Source organism: Sedimentitalea sediminis (assembly GCF_042687825.1).
In the GTDB taxonomy this organism is placed as follows: domain Bacteria; phylum Pseudomonadota; class Alphaproteobacteria; order Rhodobacterales; family Rhodobacteraceae; genus Sedimentitalea.
This window is the reverse complement of record NZ_JBHUQE010000026.1, coordinates 1-16,117: the sequence shown is the minus strand read 5'-3', so window position 1 is coordinate 16,117 and position 16,117 is coordinate 1. Positions and strand designations below refer to the sequence as shown.

The window sequence follows — 16,117 nt, the reverse complement described above, 5'->3', positions numbered from 1 at the left end:
ACGGCGGCGCGGCGCCACGTTGCTAAGCCAGCGCGTCCTGGCAGCNACTCAAGGCACGCTGTCCGATCCGTATGCACTGAGTGCATTTGCGCAGCCCGGATCGCCAAGGTCAACGCCGCGCCGCCGGCAACGGACCCGACAGGCCCGGAAACGGCGGCGCGGCGCCACGTTGCTAAGCCAGCGCGTCCTGGCAGCGGCTGCAAACGCCCGGATGATCGTGACGGCCGACATCGGGCAGAATCTTCCAGCAGCGCTGGCATTTCTTGCCGTCGGCCTTTTCAAAGACCACGCCGATCCCCTCGATTTCCGGCAGGCGGAACGCTTCGGCCGGGCTGGGATCTGCGGTCAGGGTCAGCCCCGAGGTGATGCAGATGTCGTCGAACGGCACCGATTTCAGCGCCGCCAACGTCTCGGCTTCGCGCACATGCACGACCGGCGCGGCCTCAAGGCTGGCGCCGATCACTTTGTCGGTGCGCTGCACCTCGAGCGCGGCGGTCACCACCCGGCGAGCCTGACGGATCGCCGACCATTTCGCCGCCAGCTCGGGATCGCGCCAGTCGGTGGGCGTGTCCGGCATGTCCACCAGATGCACCGAACTGTCCTCGCCCGGGAAGCGTTCCAGCCAGACCTCTTCCATGGTGAAGACCAGAATCGGCGCCAGCCAGGTGGTGAGGCGGTGAAACAGGATATCCAGCACCGTGCGCGCGGCACGGCGGCGCGTCGTGTCGCCGTCGCAATACAGCGCGTCCTTGCGGATGTCGAAATAGAACGCGCTGAGATCGACCGTGGCAAAGGTGAACACCGCCTGGAACACGCCCTGGAAATCGAACGCGGCATAGCCCTGGCGCACGGTCTCGTCCAGTTCCGCCAGGCGGTGCAGCACCCAGCGCTCCAGTTCCGGCATGTCCGCCGGCGCGACCCGATCGGTGTCCGCAAAATCGGCCAGCGAGCCCAGCATGAAGCGCATGGTGTTGCGCAGCCGCCGATAGCTGTCGGCCACGCCTTTCAGGATTTCCGGGCCGATGCGCTGATCGCTTGTGTAATCGGTCTGGGCCACCCACAGGCGCAGGATATCCGCGCCATATTGCTTGACCACGGTTTCCGGCACGATGGTATTTCCCAGCGATTTGGACATCTTGGCGCCCTTTTCGTCCAGGGTAAAACCATGCGTGACCACGTTGCGATAGGGCGCCCGCCCCAACGTGCCGCAGGCCTGCAGCATCGAGGAGTGGAACCAGCCGCGATGCTGGTCGGTGCCCTCCATATAGACATCGGCGATGCCGTCCGCCGTGCCGTCGGCGCGGTCGCGCAGCACAAAGGCATGGGTCGACCCGCTGTCAAACCACACGTCCAGCACGTCAAACACCTGATCATAGTCCTCGGGGTCGGCGGCATTGCCGATGAAACGTGCCTTGGCGCCCTCGGCATACCAGGCATCCGCGCCCTCGGCCTCGAACGCCTCCAGAATGCGGGCGTTCACGTCTGCATCGCGCAACAGGTAATCGGCGTCGGTCGGCAGCGCCCCCTTTTTCACGAAACAGGTCAGCGGCACGCCCCAGGCGCGCTGGCGGCTGAGCACCCAGTCGGGCCGCGCCTCGATCATGCTGTACAGCCGGTTGCGCCCGGTTTTGGGGGTCCATTTCACCAACTGGTCGATGCTGTTCAGGGCGCGTTCGCGGATGGTGGTGCCATACTCGTCCTGCCCGTCGCCGACCGTGCGGTCGATGGCGGCGAACCATTGCGGCGTGTTGCGATAGATCACCGGCGCCTTGGACCGCCAGCTATGCGGGTAACTGTGCTTGATCTTGCCGCGCGCCAGCAGTCCGCCGACCTCGGCCAGCTTGTCGATCACCGCCTTGTTGGCATCGCCCTCCTTGCCGTTCGGTTTCAGGATCGCCTTGCCGCCGAACAGCGGCAGATCGGCGCGGAACCGCCCGTCGGGATCGACGTTGTAGGTGATCACCTGCTGCAGCATTCCGAGATCGCGATAAAGCTCGAATTCCTCCATCCCGTGGCTGGGCGCGCAATGCACGAACCCGGTGCCTTCCTCGTCGGTAACAAAGGGCGCGGCCCGGAAATCGCGCGGTTCATCCCACTCGGCATCGCCGCCCTCGACCCCGGCCAGCGGGTGCATCAGCGACAGGCCGGATAGTTCCGCGGCGCTGACATCCCGCACCCGGGTCCACATGTCGTCCTCGAGCCGCGCGCGCGCCATCACATCCGCCGCCAGCCTGTCGGCCAGCAGGAACCGGTCGCCGACCCTGGCCCAGGATTCCGCGGGCGTGCCGGTGACCTCGTAAAGGCCATAGGCAAAGTCCTGACCGTAAACCACCGCCTTGTTCGACGGGATGGTCCAGGGGGTGGTGGTCCAGATCACGACAGAAGCGCCCAGCAGGTCGTCGGCTGGCCCGGCCGCCGACGATGTCGACCCCGTGGCGCCCACGACCCTGAACTTGACCCAGATGGTAAAGCTTTCCTTGTCGTGATACTCGACCTCGGCCTCGGCCAGGGCGGTCTGTTCGACGGGCGACCACATCACCGGCTTGCTGCCCTGATAGAGCGTGCCGTTCATCAGGAATTTCTGGAACTCCTCGGCGATCACCCGCTCGGCGTGGAAATCCATCGTCAGGTACGGATCGGCCCAGTTGCCGGTGACGCCCAGACGTTTGAATTCCTCGCGCTGGATGTTGATCCAGCCTTCGGCGAACTTGCGGCATTCGGCGCGGAAATCGTTGATCGGCACCGCATCCTTGTCCAGCCCCTTGGCGCGGTACTGTTCCTCGATCTTCCACTCGATCGGCAGGCCGTGGCAATCCCAGCCCGGCACATAGCGCGCGTCAAATCCCATCATCTGGTGGCTGCGAACGATCATGTCCTTGATCGTTTTGTTCAGCGCGTGGCCGATATGCAGGTGCCCGTTGGCATAGGGCGGCCCGTCATGCAGCGTGAACGGGGTGCGGCCCGTTTTTTCGCGCAACCGGTCATAGATTTCGATCCGCTCCCAGCGGGCCAGCCATTCGGGCTCGCGCTTGGGCAGGCCGGCGCGCATCGGAAAGCCGGTCTTGGGCAGGTTCAGGGTCGATTTGTAGTCGGGCGTTTCAATCGTCGTATCGGCGCACATGGGTGGCGTCCTTTGAATCAGTCGTATCGGGATATGATGCAAGCGGTCGGTGCGAGGGCTCGAACACCTTTGCCCGGCGTCTCAGGATCAGAGCGCCGGGGAGGTAATTCGAATGAGGATGAGACAAAAACGGCTCATGCGCGGCGTTATAGGCGCGCGGGCCGTTATCGTCCAGTGGCGGAAACCAGCGGTGGCGCCGCACCGGTGCGGGCTCCTTGCAGAGCGCTTATTCCGATACCAGGCGCAGCACGGTGCGCCGGGTGCGGGGTCTGCGGCGCACGCCCACCGAAACGACATAGGCGTCGCCCCCGGCCAGTTCCGCCAGTTCAGACAGGGTCGGCGGCGCATTGGCGCTGATTTCGCGGGTCACGTTGCCATCGGCGGTCACGATGATGCTGTAATACGAGATCGACTCCAGTGCCCGGCGCCGGCGGTCCCGGGCCGTTCGGGCGATCTTTTGATCCGCAATGCGTTGCAGATGCCGTTTTCTGTTCGTGGTTTCTGTCATCCTGGCTCCCCCGAATGCGCATAAGCTTTGCACGGGGCGCCGCCGGTCGCAAAATCTCTGCCACAATTGCGCCGCAATTCCCCCCCCTGTGCCGCCCAATGAGTCTCTGCCGGACGGATTTTTCCGCGTTTGGAAACAGAACAGAACTCGGCAGTTGCGGACCATCTGCGAGTCGCTACCGCCTGCAGGGCCGCCTGAAAATTCCGGTTCAGGCGTGAAACAACGTGCCCACCGCATAGGCGATCCCCGCCGCCACACCGCCAATCAGCAAGGTCTCGACACCCGAACGCCACCACGGCGCCAGCGACCAGCGGCTTTTCAGGGCCCCGATGGCAAAGAACACGCCCATGGTCATCAGCGCCGACAGGTTGAACGCCCCGGGCAGACCGAAAAGAAAGGGCAAAAGCGGAATCAGGCCGGCGACCAGAAAGGCGCCAAAGGTCGCCAGTGCGGCGCGCATCGGGTTCGGATCGATGCCACCCAGACCGTATTCGCCCTCGAGCATCAGCCCGATCCAGGTGTCCTTGTCGGCGGTAATCGCCGTGGTGGCATCCTGCAACACCTGGCCGCTGAGCCCCTTTTGCGCCAGGATTTCCGCCACCTCCAGACGCTCGCCATCCGGATAGCGGGCGATGTGGCGTTCCTCTATGGCGCGGATGCGGCGGATATTGTCCTGCTCTGCCTTGGTGCCGGAATAATTGCCCGCCGCCATCGAGAAGCCGTCGGCCAGCACATTGGCCAGCCCCAGCGCGACGATGACAAAGGGCGACAGGCCGGCCCCGGCAACCCCGGCGACGATGGCGAATGTGGTCACCGACCCGTCTATGGCCCCATAGACCAGATCGCGCAGCACGCCGCGGCCCTGAGGGGCGCCGATACGTGCCGCGATTTCCTGCGGGCTATGTCCGTGATCCACCATGATCGCTCTCCGGCTGCGTCGCCGGAAGTCTGCCGCAGTCCCGCGCGGGTCTGCCTTGCGGCAGATCAAGCCCGGCCTATTCGGGCAGACGGGCGATGATCTCGACCGGGGCTAGTCGGCCGTCATTGATGGCCGACTCGAGATTGGCGATCTTGGTGGCGCTGTCCGGCCCCATCACCAGATGCTGGCCCAGGACCGGCAAGCCGTCGGCCTGCAGTTCCGCGCGTTTCGCGAAAACCGCCTGGGCGAACGCCGTGCGGTCGGTCTCGGACTCGATCCGGAACCCGGCCCCCTCCAGCGCCGCGCGATAGTTGGCCGGCGTGGCCAGGGCGCTCTGGTCTGCGCTGCTGGCCCAGGGTACCGGATATGTCGGCGGTGCCGTACCGGTGGCCATCACGTCGTAAATGGCGAACAGGCCGCCGGGCTTCAGCACCCGGGCCGCTTCGGCCGCCAGTGCCGCCTTGTCGGCAATATTCATGCCCACATGGATCATGTAGGCCACGTCGAACCGGTCGCCCTGAAATGGCAGGTCGAGAATACTGCCCTGAACCAGTTCGACCCGGTCCACCATCAGCACCATCCCGGTCAGTTCGCGCCCCACCTCGACGAATTCCCGGGTCAGATCGATCCCGGTCACCCGCGCGCCTGTGGTCTTGGCGATGAATCGCGCCGGTCCGCCCAGACCACAGCCAAGATCCAGAATGCGACTGCCGGCGCTCAGGCCCAGCCGCTGCACAAAGGCCTTGGTGGCCGGGCGGCCGCCGATATGGAATTCGTCGAACTGGGCCAGCGTGTCCAGATTCAGCGGTGGCCTGGCCCCTGCCTGTTCCAACCCCGCAACGATCCTGTCGCGCAGCGATCCGCTGGCATAATATGCAGCAACTTCTGATGTTTCCGGCATTGTGTTCCCCAACCAATCCGTCGTCAGGCTACCACAGATCGGCGCCGAACGAAAAGGCCGTGGGCACCGGAATGGCGCGCTCAGGCGGATGTGCCGCCAAAAATCCCGCCCAGCGCCCGCTTGACGATGCCGCGCACCGAGGGGCGGCGTTTGCCCGAAAACGGCAGAGGCCGGCAAACCTCGATCGCCGCCACACCGACCCGGGCGGTCAGGGCGCCATTGACCAGCCCCTCGCCAAAGCGGCGCGACAGTTTCGACAGAATCGAGCCCCCCAGAACCGGTTCCAGCAGATCGTCGCCCACCGCCACGGCGCCGGTGGCCAGCAGATGCGCGAACACTGCGCGGGTCAGGCGCCAGCTGCCGATCAGCCCCGAGCGCCCGCCATAGATCTCGGCGACACGGCGGATCATCCGCAGGTTTGCGGTCAGCGCCGCGGCGACATCGGCCAGCGCCAGTGGCACCAGCGCGGTCACCGTCGCGACCTGGCGCGCGGCGGCCTCGACCTCGCGGCTGGCGGCCCGGTCCAGTGGCGCCAGCAATTCGTCCTCGGCCAGGGCCAGCACGGCCGCGGCGTCGAATTGCTCGTCCGCCCGTTCGCACAGACGCTGCCGCCCCCATTTCGTGTCGTCACGCCCGGCATAAAAGGCCAGCAACCGGTCTGCGACCGCGCGCGCGCCGGACAGGTCGTCTTCGGCCAGCGCGGCATCGGCGGCGCGATGCAGACCGTCGATGCGCCGCAGCCGCCCGATGGCCGCCGCCTCGCGCAGGGCCATGATTAGCAGCACCAGCAGCAGCGCGCCGACCAACCCGGTGACGATCCAGCCCAGAACCGGGGCGCGGGCGACAAGGCCGGTGGCGAAATCCCAGGTCGCGACCGAGATCATCGCGCCCAGCACCGCCGCGACCAGCCCCCAGAACCATCGCGCCAGCCGCGACGGGCGCCGCGCCGCCACCCGCGCCGCCAATTGCATCGCCTGCCCGTCCGGCGCCGGCAGGTCTGACTGCTCGGATCGGTCCGCCGGACCCGACGGGTCGGGCACCGGCGGCGCATCGGCCACCGAGACCGGCGGGTCCTTGTCTTCCAGATCGAACAGCACGGGGCCCTGTGTCATGCGGCCACCTCCTTGTGCCAGACATAGGCGATGTCGGGCAGGTTTTCGTCATTGTCGCGCCCGTCGCCATGGGCCACGGGCACAAAACCGGCACGCCGGTAAAAATCGCGCGCCCGGCCATTGGCCGCAAAGCTGCGCAGCCGCAACCGCCGGGCGTGACGCTGAGCGTCCCGCAGCAGCAGCCAACCGATGCCACGGCCACGCGCCGCTTCGTCCAGATAGAGCCCGCAGATCTCCTGTCCGTCCCGAGCCAGAAAGCCCTGAACGCGGCCGTTCTCGGTTGCGACGGTCACCCAGCCGCGGTCGATCATCTGACCGCAAAAGGCAATGGTCTGTGCCGCCGAATACAACGCCGGTATCCAGTCGGTGCGATCCTGGAAACGCCACAGGATGTCACCGGTGGCGCCGGCATCCAGCGGCCTGGCCGCGCGCAGCGCGATACTCACAGCCGGTCACCGATCAGAAATTGCGCGGCCCGGTCCAGCCGCACATGCGGCGGCCCGTCGCCGGGCCTCAGGGTCAGCGGCGCGGGCGCAAAACCCATGATCCGGTAATCCGCGTCCAGCCAGGTCTCGGCCCCGTCGCGCGCCGGCCCCAGCAGGCGCGCCGGATCCGCGGGCAATTCGCCCGGATACATGGCGCTGGCCTTGCCCCGGCTGCCATCCGGGTTCAGCAGGGTGCCGCGCACGCAGGCCAGTTCGTGCCCGTCATGGGATCGCATCTCTTCGGTGGTCGCGCGCAGGGCGGCGATGGACATCGCGGCAGTCTCGGCCCCGGCGAACCGCGCCCGGTCGCGCGCCTCGCGGGTCAGGGCCTGCATGATCGCGGTCAGGCGGGCATGCTGCTGGTGATGCAGGTGATCCGCCTTGGTGGCGGCGAACAGGATGCGTTCCACCCGCTTGCCCAGCAGCAGCCGGGTCAGAAAGGCGTTGGTGCCGGGGCGAAAGGCGCCCAGGATGTCGGCCATCGCGCCCCGCATGTCCTCGACCGCGCGCGGCCCCTTGTGGATCGCACCCAGCGCATCGACCAGCACGACCTGCCGGTCGATGCGGGCGAAATGGTCGCGAAAGAACGGTTTCACCACCTGCCCCTTATAGGCTTCGTACCGCCGCTCCATCTCGCGCCAGAGCGAGCGGCGCGGCGCGCTGTCCAGCGGCGTCAGCGGCGCAAAGGTCAGAACCGGCGAGCCGGCCAGATCGCCGGGCAACAGGAACCGCCCCGGCGTGCAGTCGTAATACCCGGCATCGCGCAGCGCCGCCAGATAGGCGGTAAAGTCACGGGCCAGTGCCTGGGCGCGGGTCTCTTCCAGTTCGGCACTGCCATCCTCGGTGTCTATCAGCGCGCGATAGGCGTCGGCCTGTGGCCGCCCCTGCATGCGCGCCAGCGTCTCGGTCGACCATTGCGCATAGGATTTTTCCAGCAAGGCCAGATCCAGCAGCCATTCGCCGGGATAGTCGACGATGTCCAGATGCACCGTGCGCGGCCCCTGCAGCCCGGCCAGCAGCCCCGTGGGGCGTACCCGCAGCGACAGCCGCAGTTCCGAGATCGCCCGGGTGCTGTCGGGCCAGTGCGGTACTGACGAGGTCAGCGCGGCCAGATGGGTTTCATAGTCGAATCGCGGCACCGTGTCGTCGGGCTGGGGCTGCAGAAAGGCGGCCTCGATGCGGCCCTCTTGCGCCGCCGCCAGACCGGGCATGCGGCCCCGGTCCATCAGGTTGGCCACCAGCGAGGTGATGAACACCGTCTTGCCCGAGCGCGCCAGCCCGGTGACGCCCAGGCGGATCACCGGTTCAAACAGCGTTTCAGATATCGTGTCGCCGACGGTTTCGATGCCGCGCACCAGACCGTCGGCAAGGTTGGAAATGACCAAATCCGCGCCCTGCCCCAAATATTTTCCTCAAGATAGGCAGACGACCGGCGCGATACCAGCCTTGCCGTCGCGCCCGGCACGGGGTAGCAGCGCGGCCATGCCGCGTTATGCCATGAAAGTCGAATACCAGGGCGCCCCCTTTGCCGGCTGGCAGAGGCAAAAGGATCTGCCCACGGTTCAGGGCGCCATCGAGGCCGCACTGGCCCGGCTGCAGCCCGGTGCACACACCATCGCCGCCGCCGGGCGCACCGATGCCGGGGTGCATGCGCTGGGTCAGGTGGCGCAGTGCGACATGGCGCGCGACTGGGATCCGTTCCGCCTGTCCGAGGCGCTGAACCACCACCTGAAACCCGCCCCCGTGGCGATTGTTGCCTGTGCCCGGGTCGCCGAGGACTGGCATGCGCGGTTTTCGGCGGTCGAGCGGCGCTATCTGTTTCGCATCCTGATGCGCCGGGCGCCGGCGACCCATGACGCCGGTCAGGTCTGGCGGATCAATCACCGGCTGGACGCCACCGCGATGCAACAGGCCGCCGACCGCCTGATCGGCCGACATGACTTTACCACCTTTCGCAGCACCATGTGCCAGGCGGCCAGCCCGGTGAAAACGCTGGATGAATTACGCGTCGAAACCACCGATGGCCTGTCCGGACCCGAACTGCATGTCCACGTGCGGGCGCGATCCTTCCTGCACAACCAGGTGCGCAGCTTTGTCGGCACGCTGGAGCGGGTCGGCGCCGGGGCCTGGACGCCCGCGGATGTGGCCGGGGCGCTGGCGGCCCGCGACCGCGCCGCCTGCGGCCCGGTCAGCCCGCCGCAGGGATTGTACCTTGCGGCGGTGCGCTATGACCGCGACCCGTTTGCCTGAGCCGCTGCCCGGCTATTCCGCCGCCTCGGCATAGTCTTCCATCGGCGGACAGGAACAGATCAGGTTGCGGTCGCCATAAACGTTGTCGACGCGGTTGACCGGCGGCCAGTACTTGTCGACCCGGAACGCGCCCGGCGGAAAACAGCCCTGTTCGCGTGTGTAGGGCCGGTCCCACTCCTTGACCAGATCCTCCATCGTGTGCGGCGCGTTCTTCAGGGGATTGTTTTCGGCGTCGATCCGGCCCTCCTCGATGTCGGCGATTTCCTGGCGGATCGCCAGCATGGCGTCGCAAAAGCGGTCCAGCTCGGCCTTGGTCTCGCTTTCAGTCGGCTCGATCATCAGGGTGCCGGCCACGGGAAAGCTCATGGTTGGAGCGTGAAAGCCGTTATCTATCAGGCGCTTGGCTATGTCATCTACAGTAACGCCTGCACTGTCGGCAAACGGCCGCGTGTCGATGATGCATTCATGCGCCACGCGCCCCGTCCTGCCGCGATACAGCACCTCATAAGCGCCCTCCAGGCGCTTGGCGATATAGTTGGCATTCAGGATTGCCACCCGCGTCGCCTGGGTCAGCCCGTCGCCCCCCATCAGCAGGCAATAGGCCCAGCTGATCGGCAGGATCGAAGGCGAGCCAAAGGGCGCGGCCGAAACCGGCCCCTCGGTACCGCCGGTCGCCGGATGACCGGGCAGATGCGGTTCCAGATGCGCCTTGACCCCGATCGGCCCCATGCCGGGACCGCCGCCGCCATGCGGGATGCAGAACGTCTTGTGCAGGTTCAGGTGGCTGACATCGCCGCCCAGATCGCCGGGACGGCTGAGGCCGACCATGGCGTTCATGTTGGCCCCGTCGATATAGACCTGACCGCCATGGTCATGGGTGATCGCGGTGATCTCGGTAACGGTTTCCTCGAACACCCCGTGGGTGCTGGGATAGGTGATCATGCAGCCGGCAAGGTCATCGCTGTGCTTTTCCGCCTTGGCGCGGAAATCGTCGAGATCGATATCGCCATTGGGCGCGGTCTTGACCGGCACCACCTTCCAGCCGACCATGTTGGCGCTGGCCGGATTGGTGCCATGCGCACTTACCGGGATCAGGCAGATGTTGCGATGCCCCTGACCGTTGGCGCGGTGCCAGGCGGCGATTGTCAGCAACCCGGCATATTCCCCCTGCGCGCCCGAATTGGGCTGCATGGAAATCGCGTCATAGCCGGTGATCCGGCACAGCTTGTCCGACAGATCGGCGATCAGTTCGGCATAGCCCTGGGCCTGATCGGCCGGGGCAAAGGGATGCAGGCGGGAAAACTCGCGCCAGCTGACCGGCATCATCTCGGCCGCCGAGTTCAGCTTCATCGTGCAGCTGCCCAGCGGGATCATCGCCCGGTCCAGAGCCAGATCGCGATCCGCAAGCCGGCGCATATAGCGCATCATCTCGGTTTCCGCCCGGTTCATGTGAAAGATCGGGTGCGTCAGATACTCGGTCTTGCGGTGCATGGCCTCGGGCACGCGGTATTTTGCCTCGAACACGTCATCCTTTCTGAAAATGCCAAAGGCGCGCCAGACCGACTCGATGTTCTCCGGGCGGGTGCATTCGTCCAGCGTGATGCCGACGCGGCGCTCGCCGACCCGGCGCAGGTTGATCCCCTCGTCCACCGCCGATTTCAGCACCGCCGCCTGCAGCGGGCCGACATCGACCGTAATCGTGTCGAAAAAGACCTTGGGGTCGACCTTGAACCCGGCCTCTTCCAGCCCGTTTGCCAGCCGCACGGTCTTGCGGTGGATGCGCTGCGCGATGGCCTTCAGCCCCTTGGGGCCGTGAAATACCGCATACATCGACGCCATCACCGCCAAGAGCGCCTGCGCGGTGCAGACGTTGCTGGTCGCCTTTTCCCGGCGGATATGCTGTTCGCGGGTCTGCAGGGACAGGCGATAGGCGCGGTTGCCGTGCGAATCCACGCTGACCCCGACCAGACGGCCCGGCATCGCCCGGGCATGGGCGGATTTGGTCGCCATATAGGCCGCATGCGGCCCGCCATAGCCCAGAGGAACGCCGAACCGCTGGGTACTGCCGATGGCGATATCAGCCCCCATCGCGCCGGGTTCCTTTAACAGTGTCAATGCCAGCGGGTCTGCCGTGACGATGCCAATGACCTTTGCCTCGTGCAAGGCGGCGATATGGTCGGTGAAATCGCGCACATGACCATAGGTCCCGGGATACTGGAACAAAGCGCCAAAGACCTGATCGGCCTGCATCTTGTCCGGGTTACCGACGATCACCTCGATGCCCAGCGGCGCGGCGCGGGTCTGGATCACCGCGATGTTCTGCGGGTGGCAATCGCGGTCGACAAAGAACGCCTTGGATTTGGACTTGGCCACGCGCTGCGCCATGGTCATGGCCTCGGCACAGGCGGTGGCCTCGTCCAGCAGCGAGGCATTGGCGATTTCCAGCCCGGTCAGGTCGGCGATCATCGTCTGATAGTTCAGCAGCGCCTCTAGACGGCCCTGGCTGATTTCCGGCTGATAGGGCGTATAGGCGGTGTACCAGGCCGGGTTCTCCAGGATGTTGCGCTGGATCGCCGGCGGTGTCACCGTGCCATGATATCCCTGCCCGATCAGGCTGGTCAGCACCTTGTTCTTGCCCGCGGTCAGCCGCATGTGGTGCAACAGTTCGCGTTCGGACATGGCGCGCCCGAAATCCAGCGGCGTCTGTTGCCGGATCGCCTGCGGCACGGTGTCGTCGATCAGCGCCTGCAGCGTCTCGGCGCCGACGGTGTCCAGCATCTCGGCCATTTCCTCGGGCGACGGCCCGATATGGCGGCGGTTGGCAAAATCATAAGGCAAGTAGTCCGTCGGTTTGAAAGGCATCCCATGTCTCCAGATGTTTCAGGCGCCCGCCGCTGCGGGACGCGCCCCCCTTGTCCCGCATCGGCCGGCAGCCCCTGCCGCCGGCCGATGCGATCAGGCGATAAAGTCCTTGTAGGCGGCCTCGTCCATGTAGTCGTCCATCGGGCTCAGATCCGAGGCCTTGACCTTGAAGAACCAGGCCTCGCCCTCGGCATCCTCATTGACCAGGCCGGGATTGTCGGTCAGCGCCTCGTTGATCTCGACGATTTCGCCATCCAGCGGCGCCAGGATATCGCTGGCCGCCTTGACGCTTTCGATCACCACGATCTCGTCGTCCTTGCTGACCTCGTCGCCCACTTCCGGCAGTTCGACGAACACCACGTCGCCCAGTTGTTCGGCGGCGTGTTTGGTGATGCCGACGATAACCAGCTCGCCCTCTTCCAGCAGCCATTCATGTTCTTCGGTAAATTTCATGTCCGGTGTTCCCTTCTGGACTATCGTTTGAAGTTGGCCGCCACAAACGGCAGCTCGGTCACATGCAGCGGCAGGCGCTTGCCGCGCAACTCGCCATAGATCAAGGTGTCGACGGCTGCCAGATCGGCTGGCACATAGCCCATTGCCACCGGTCCACCGACCGTCGGGCCGAAACCGCCCGAAGTGATCGTGCCAATCTGCTCGCCTCCTTCGGCCGCGGCAAACAGCGCAACGCCCTCGCGCATCGGCGCGCGTCCCTCGGGGCGCAACCCGACCCGGCGCCGGGTCGGTTTTTCGTCGATCTGGCGCAGCACGGCCGCAGCACCGGGAAATCCGCCGGCACGGTCGCCGCCGGTGCGCCGCACCTTCTGGATCGCCCAGGTCAGACCGGCCTCGGCTGGCAAGGTCGTTGCGTCGATATCCTGGCCATAGAGGCACAGACCGGCCTCCAGCCGCAGCGAATCGCGTGCCCCCAGACCGATCGGCATGACATCGTCATGGCTCAGCAACAGGCGCGCGATCGCTTCGGCATGGCGCGCCGGCACCGATATCTCGAACCCGTCTTCGCCGGTATAGCCCGACCGGGATACCCAGCAGGCCACCCCATCCAGCATCACCGTACGCACATCCATGAAATTCATGTCCGCCACGGCGCCGTTCAGCTCCATCAGGGCGGTCTCGGCCTCGGGTCCCTGCAGGGCCAGCAGCGCCCGGTCCGTCACTTCGGTGACGGTAATGGCCGGCTCCAGCGCGGCCTTCATCCGGGCGATGTCATCCGCCTTGCAGGCGGCATTGACCACCACATAAAGGTGATCGCCGCGATTGGCGAACATCAGATCGTCCAGAATGCCGCCCTCCGCGTTCAGGAACAGCCCATAGCGTTGCCGCCCCTTGGGCAGGCCGACGACATCCATCGGTACCAGCCGCTCGAAGGCGGCGGCGATCTCGGCCATCGGCGCACCGGACAGGATCACCTGCCCCATATGGCTGACATCGAACAGCCCGGCCCGGGTGCGGGTATGCACATGTTCGGCCATGATGCCCGAGGGGTACTGCACGGGCATCTCATAGCCCGCGAACCCCACCATCTTGCCCCCCATTTCCACATGCAGCGCATGCAACGGTGTATTCAGAAGATCGGTCATGACGGCTCCTGTCCCGGACTCCGGTTCCACGCCCCCGCATATCAGAGGCCCCCCTATTCGGGATATCGGCGATTTCATCAAACCATCCGGCACCCCATTGACGCGCATGACTGCGCGATGCGATGCCCCCTCTGTCCTTCTGCCTGAGATCGCTATCCCTTCGGCGGACGCATCGCGCGCCTCTCTCCAGAGTCAGTGCGTGCCTGCGGTCCCTTGCGCCTGAGAGTTTCCGGGGCGGTTGCTCCTTCGGCACCGGTCGGACCGGTTCTCCCGCATACACGCGGATACCGTAGCGCCAAGCCGGTGCCCGGGCAAGTGGGCAAAGCGGGACGTGCCCGAACCTCCCGAACCTCGCCGCAGCCAAAAGCCGGCGCGAAACGCACGGTCGCAGCGCCAGGCTTCGCTGGGATGTGCGGAACAGATCGAAAAGAAAGGGGGAGTTTGAGGGGCTCCGCCCCTCAAGGCCCGCGTGGCCGGAACGCAAATGGAATCGCGGGCGCCGAAGGCGCGCCTTTGGGCAACCGGGCCGGCGTCGCCTAGTGCGGCGGCCCCATGCGGTTGAACCAGTCCAGATCCCGTACGCTGATCACCCCGGACAGGATGATCGTCACGACGGTCGCCCAGATCACCACCGCCACGGCGGTGGTGATCAGCGCCTTTTTCTTCAGGTTGTGTATTTCGGGCGCGCTGGCATGGGTGCCGGGCACGACCTTTCCCGCATCGCCCTGCGTTTTCAGCCGGATCGGCAGGGCAATGAAGAAGGTCATGAACCAGATGACCGCAAACAGCACGATTGCCGATGTGATCGCCATGAGTGGCTCCCTTTACATGGACCGGGTGGCCGAAACCGGTCTCAGACCTGTTCCAGCTCGACCAGACAGCCGTTGAAATCCTTGGGGTGCAGGAACAGCACCGGCTTGCCATGCGCGCCGATCTTGGGTTCACCGCTGCCCAGCACGCGGGCACCGCTGGCCTTCAGATGATCACGGGCGGCCAGAATATCGTCAACCTCGTAACAGACGTGATGGATTCCACCTGACGGATTCTTGTCGAGAAATCCCTGGATCGGGCTGTTCTCGCCCAAGGGGTACAGCAGTTCGATCTTGGTGTTCGGCAACTCGATGAACACCACCGTGACGCCGTGGTCCGGCTCGTCCTGCGGAGCGCCGACTTTTGCCCCCAGCGCGGTTGCATATTGCGCCCTTGCGGCTTCGAGGTCCGGTACGGCGATGGCGACGTGATTCAGGCGTCCGATCATGAAAAAGCTCCAATGGATTGCGGTCTGCCTGCGTTATGCGGTGCAGACGCCACAAGGGCAAGTGGACCAATTCGCACGGCTGTTAACGTCGCGTTAGCCATCGGTCCCTAGCCTGAGTCGGGTCTGCTGAGAGGAGCCCGACATGGACGATACCGATCCGTTCACCGCCCCGCACCGCATTTCCACCGCCAGCCGGCCGCTGCTGGGGCTGACCATTCTGGTTGTCGAGGACAGCCGTTTTGCCTGCGAAGCGATGCGATTGCTGTGTCTGCGCAGCGGTGCGCGGATCCGCCGCGCGGATTGTCTGAAATCGGCCCGCCGCCATCTCAAAGTCTATCGCCCGACGGTGGTAATCGCCGATCTCGGCCTGCCCGACGGCTCGGGCGTCGAACTGATCGAGGAACTGACCAAGGCGTCGCCGCGGGTGCCGGTGATCCTGGGTACATCGGGCGACGATTTCGCTGAGGACGCGGCAATCGCGGCCGGTGCCGACGGGTTCCTGGCCAAGCCGGTGACCTCGCTGGCGGTGTTTCAGGACGCGATCCTGTCGCGTCTGCCGGCGGATCAGCGGCCCCTGGGGCCGCGCGTCGTCAGCGACGAGGTCATCGAACCCGACCCGATCGCCTATCAGGACGACATGGCCCATGTCGCCGATGTGCTCAGCGAGCAAGCCGGCGGACAGACCCTGGACTATGTCGCGCAATTCGTCGGCGGCGTGGCCCGCAGCGCGCATGACACGATCCTGGAACAGGCCGCCGCGGCGCTGGCCGAAGCCCGCAAGAGTGGCGGGCCAGTCGCCAGTGACACTGCCCGTATTGCCGGTCTGGTGCAGGAGCGCCTGGAACAGAAGAGGGCGATCTGAGATGCTGACCAGCTTTGCCGTTTCCCTTTGCTCGTTGGTTCTGGTGCTGTATTTCCAGGCCCGTCTGGCCGCGCGCGAAACCCGCCGCCAGCAGGGACAGGACGACTGTCCCCCGGCCATCCGACGCTAGGCCGCGGTTTCATCGGCAAAAGGGATTTCGCGCCGCATTTTGGCGACCGTCACTCGTGCGCTGAACGGGCGCGCCATCGAAGACGCCGCCTAGAGCGTGATGACGTCAGTC

Annotated in this window: 15 protein-coding genes and 1 riboswitch; of the genes, 3 read left to right on the top strand and 12 right to left on the bottom strand. The window is 65.8% G+C overall.

Annotated features, from left to right (window positions below; translation table 11 throughout):
* Positions 1–172: 172 nt before the first annotated feature.
* From ileS to ACFMPD_RS15615, 7 genes are all read right to left on the bottom strand, one after another.
* Positions 173–3,121 (bottom strand): isoleucine--tRNA ligase, encoded by a 2,949-nt coding sequence (ileS, locus tag ACFMPD_RS15645; protein ID WP_380996412.1) that lies wholly within the window; start codon positions 3,119–3,121, stop codon positions 173–175.
* Positions 3,122–3,347: 226 nt separating this feature from the next.
* A complete protein-coding gene (locus ACFMPD_RS15640; RefSeq protein ID WP_380996409.1) occupies positions 3,348–3,629 on the bottom strand; it encodes a hypothetical protein in 282 nt (93 codons plus the stop codon).
* 208 nt (positions 3,630–3,837) lie between these two features.
* A complete protein-coding gene (locus ACFMPD_RS15635; protein ID WP_380996407.1) occupies positions 3,838–4,548 on the bottom strand; it encodes a VIT1/CCC1 transporter family protein in 711 nt (236 codons plus the stop codon).
* A gap of 76 nt (positions 4,549–4,624) precedes the next feature.
* Entirely contained in the window at positions 4,625–5,449 is an 825-nt protein-coding gene (locus ACFMPD_RS15630; protein WP_380996405.1) for a class I SAM-dependent methyltransferase, read from the bottom strand.
* 80 nt (positions 5,450–5,529) lie between these two features.
* Positions 5,530–6,561, bottom strand: a complete 1,032-nt coding sequence (locus ACFMPD_RS15625) for a YcjF family protein (RefSeq protein ID WP_380996402.1) — start codon at positions 6,559–6,561, stop codon at positions 5,530–5,532.
* Entirely contained in the window at positions 6,558–7,007 is a 450-nt protein-coding gene (locus ACFMPD_RS15620) for a GNAT family N-acetyltransferase (protein ID WP_380996400.1), read from the bottom strand. Before ACFMPD_RS15620 ends, ACFMPD_RS15625 begins: the two co-directional genes overlap by 4 nt.
* Positions 7,004–8,431, bottom strand: coding sequence for a YcjX family GTP-binding protein (locus ACFMPD_RS15615; protein WP_380996397.1), 1,428 nt, complete (start codon positions 8,429–8,431; stop codon positions 7,004–7,006). Before ACFMPD_RS15615 ends, ACFMPD_RS15620 begins: the two co-directional genes overlap by 4 nt.
* A gap of 97 nt (positions 8,432–8,528) precedes the next feature.
* Between ACFMPD_RS15615 and truA the strand changes: the two genes are divergently transcribed.
* Positions 8,529–9,296 carry a tRNA pseudouridine(38-40) synthase TruA gene (gene truA, locus ACFMPD_RS15610; RefSeq protein WP_380996394.1) on the top strand — a complete coding sequence of 256 codons (768 nt, stop codon included), beginning with the start codon at positions 8,529–8,531 and terminating at the stop codon, positions 9,294–9,296.
* A gap of 12 nt (positions 9,297–9,308) precedes the next feature.
* On the opposite strand, the gene gcvP is transcribed toward truA, so the two are convergent.
* The 5 genes from gcvP to mce form a co-directional block, all read right to left on the bottom strand.
* A complete protein-coding gene (gcvP, locus tag ACFMPD_RS15605) occupies positions 9,309–12,158 on the bottom strand; it encodes an aminomethyl-transferring glycine dehydrogenase (protein ID WP_380996392.1) in 2,850 nt (949 codons plus the stop codon).
* A gap of 93 nt (positions 12,159–12,251) precedes the next feature.
* A complete protein-coding gene (gene gcvH / locus ACFMPD_RS15600) occupies positions 12,252–12,611 on the bottom strand; it encodes a glycine cleavage system protein GcvH (protein ID WP_380996389.1) in 360 nt (119 codons plus the stop codon).
* Positions 12,612–12,631: 20 nt separating this feature from the next.
* Positions 12,632–13,756, bottom strand: a complete 1,125-nt coding sequence (gene gcvT, locus ACFMPD_RS15595) for a glycine cleavage system aminomethyltransferase GcvT (RefSeq protein WP_380996387.1) — start codon at positions 13,754–13,756, stop codon at positions 12,632–12,634.
* Between the two features lie 196 nt (positions 13,757–13,952).
* Positions 13,953–14,039, bottom strand: a riboswitch (glycine riboswitch).
* Positions 14,040–14,292: 253 nt separating this feature from the next.
* Complete coding sequence (locus ACFMPD_RS15590; protein ID WP_380996385.1) at positions 14,293–14,568, bottom strand: DUF1467 family protein; 276 nt, start codon at positions 14,566–14,568, stop codon at positions 14,293–14,295.
* A 41-nt stretch (positions 14,569–14,609) separates the two neighbouring features.
* Positions 14,610–15,014 carry a methylmalonyl-CoA epimerase gene (gene mce / locus ACFMPD_RS15585; RefSeq protein ID WP_380996383.1) on the bottom strand — a complete coding sequence of 135 codons (405 nt, stop codon included), beginning with the start codon at positions 15,012–15,014 and terminating at the stop codon, positions 14,610–14,612.
* 142 nt (positions 15,015–15,156) lie between these two features.
* On the opposite strand from mce, the gene ACFMPD_RS15580 reads away from it, so the two are divergent.
* Positions 15,157–15,876, top strand: a complete 720-nt coding sequence (locus tag ACFMPD_RS15580) for a response regulator (RefSeq protein WP_380996380.1) — start codon at positions 15,157–15,159, stop codon at positions 15,874–15,876.
* A gap of 1 nt (position 15,877) precedes the next feature.
* Positions 15,878–16,006, top strand: a complete 129-nt coding sequence (locus tag ACFMPD_RS15575; protein WP_380996377.1) for a hypothetical protein — start codon at positions 15,878–15,880, stop codon at positions 16,004–16,006.
* Positions 16,007–16,117 lie beyond the last annotated feature (111 nt).

What these genes read in the sequence shown, in the direction of transcription:
- gcvH (WP_380996389.1), bottom strand. Translation starts at nt 12,611, where the DNA reads ATGAAATTTACCGAAGAACATGAATGGCTGCTGGAAGAGGGCGAGCTG.
- ACFMPD_RS15640 (WP_380996409.1), bottom strand. Translation starts at nt 3,629, where the DNA reads ATGACAGAAACCACGAACAGAAAACGGCATCTGCAACGCATTGCGGAT.
- gcvT (WP_380996387.1), bottom strand. Translation starts at nt 13,756, where the DNA reads ATGACCGATCTTCTGAATACACCGTTGCATGCGCTGCATGTGGAAATG.
- mce (WP_380996383.1), bottom strand. Translation starts at nt 15,014, where the DNA reads ATGATCGGACGCCTGAATCACGTCGCCATCGCCGTACCGGACCTCGAA.
- ACFMPD_RS15580 (WP_380996380.1), top strand. Translation starts at nt 15,157, where the DNA reads ATGGACGATACCGATCCGTTCACCGCCCCGCACCGCATTTCCACCGCC.
- ACFMPD_RS15625 (WP_380996402.1), bottom strand. Translation starts at nt 6,561, where the DNA reads ATGACACAGGGCCCCGTGCTGTTCGATCTGGAAGACAAGGACCCGCCG.
- ACFMPD_RS15635 (WP_380996407.1), bottom strand. Translation starts at nt 4,548, where the DNA reads ATGGTGGATCACGGACATAGCCCGCAGGAAATCGCGGCACGTATCGGC.
- truA (WP_380996394.1), top strand. Translation starts at nt 8,529, where the DNA reads ATGCCGCGTTATGCCATGAAAGTCGAATACCAGGGCGCCCCCTTTGCC.
- ACFMPD_RS15630 (WP_380996405.1), bottom strand. Translation starts at nt 5,449, where the DNA reads ATGCCGGAAACATCAGAAGTTGCTGCATATTATGCCAGCGGATCGCTG.
- ACFMPD_RS15575 (WP_380996377.1), top strand. Translation starts at nt 15,878, where the DNA reads ATGCTGACCAGCTTTGCCGTTTCCCTTTGCTCGTTGGTTCTGGTGCTG.
- ACFMPD_RS15590 (WP_380996385.1), bottom strand. Translation starts at nt 14,568, where the DNA reads ATGGCGATCACATCGGCAATCGTGCTGTTTGCGGTCATCTGGTTCATG.
- gcvP (WP_380996392.1), bottom strand. Translation starts at nt 12,158, where the DNA reads ATGCCTTTCAAACCGACGGACTACTTGCCTTATGATTTTGCCAACCGC.
- ileS (WP_380996412.1), bottom strand. Translation starts at nt 3,121, where the DNA reads ATGTGCGCCGATACGACGATTGAAACGCCCGACTACAAATCGACCCTG.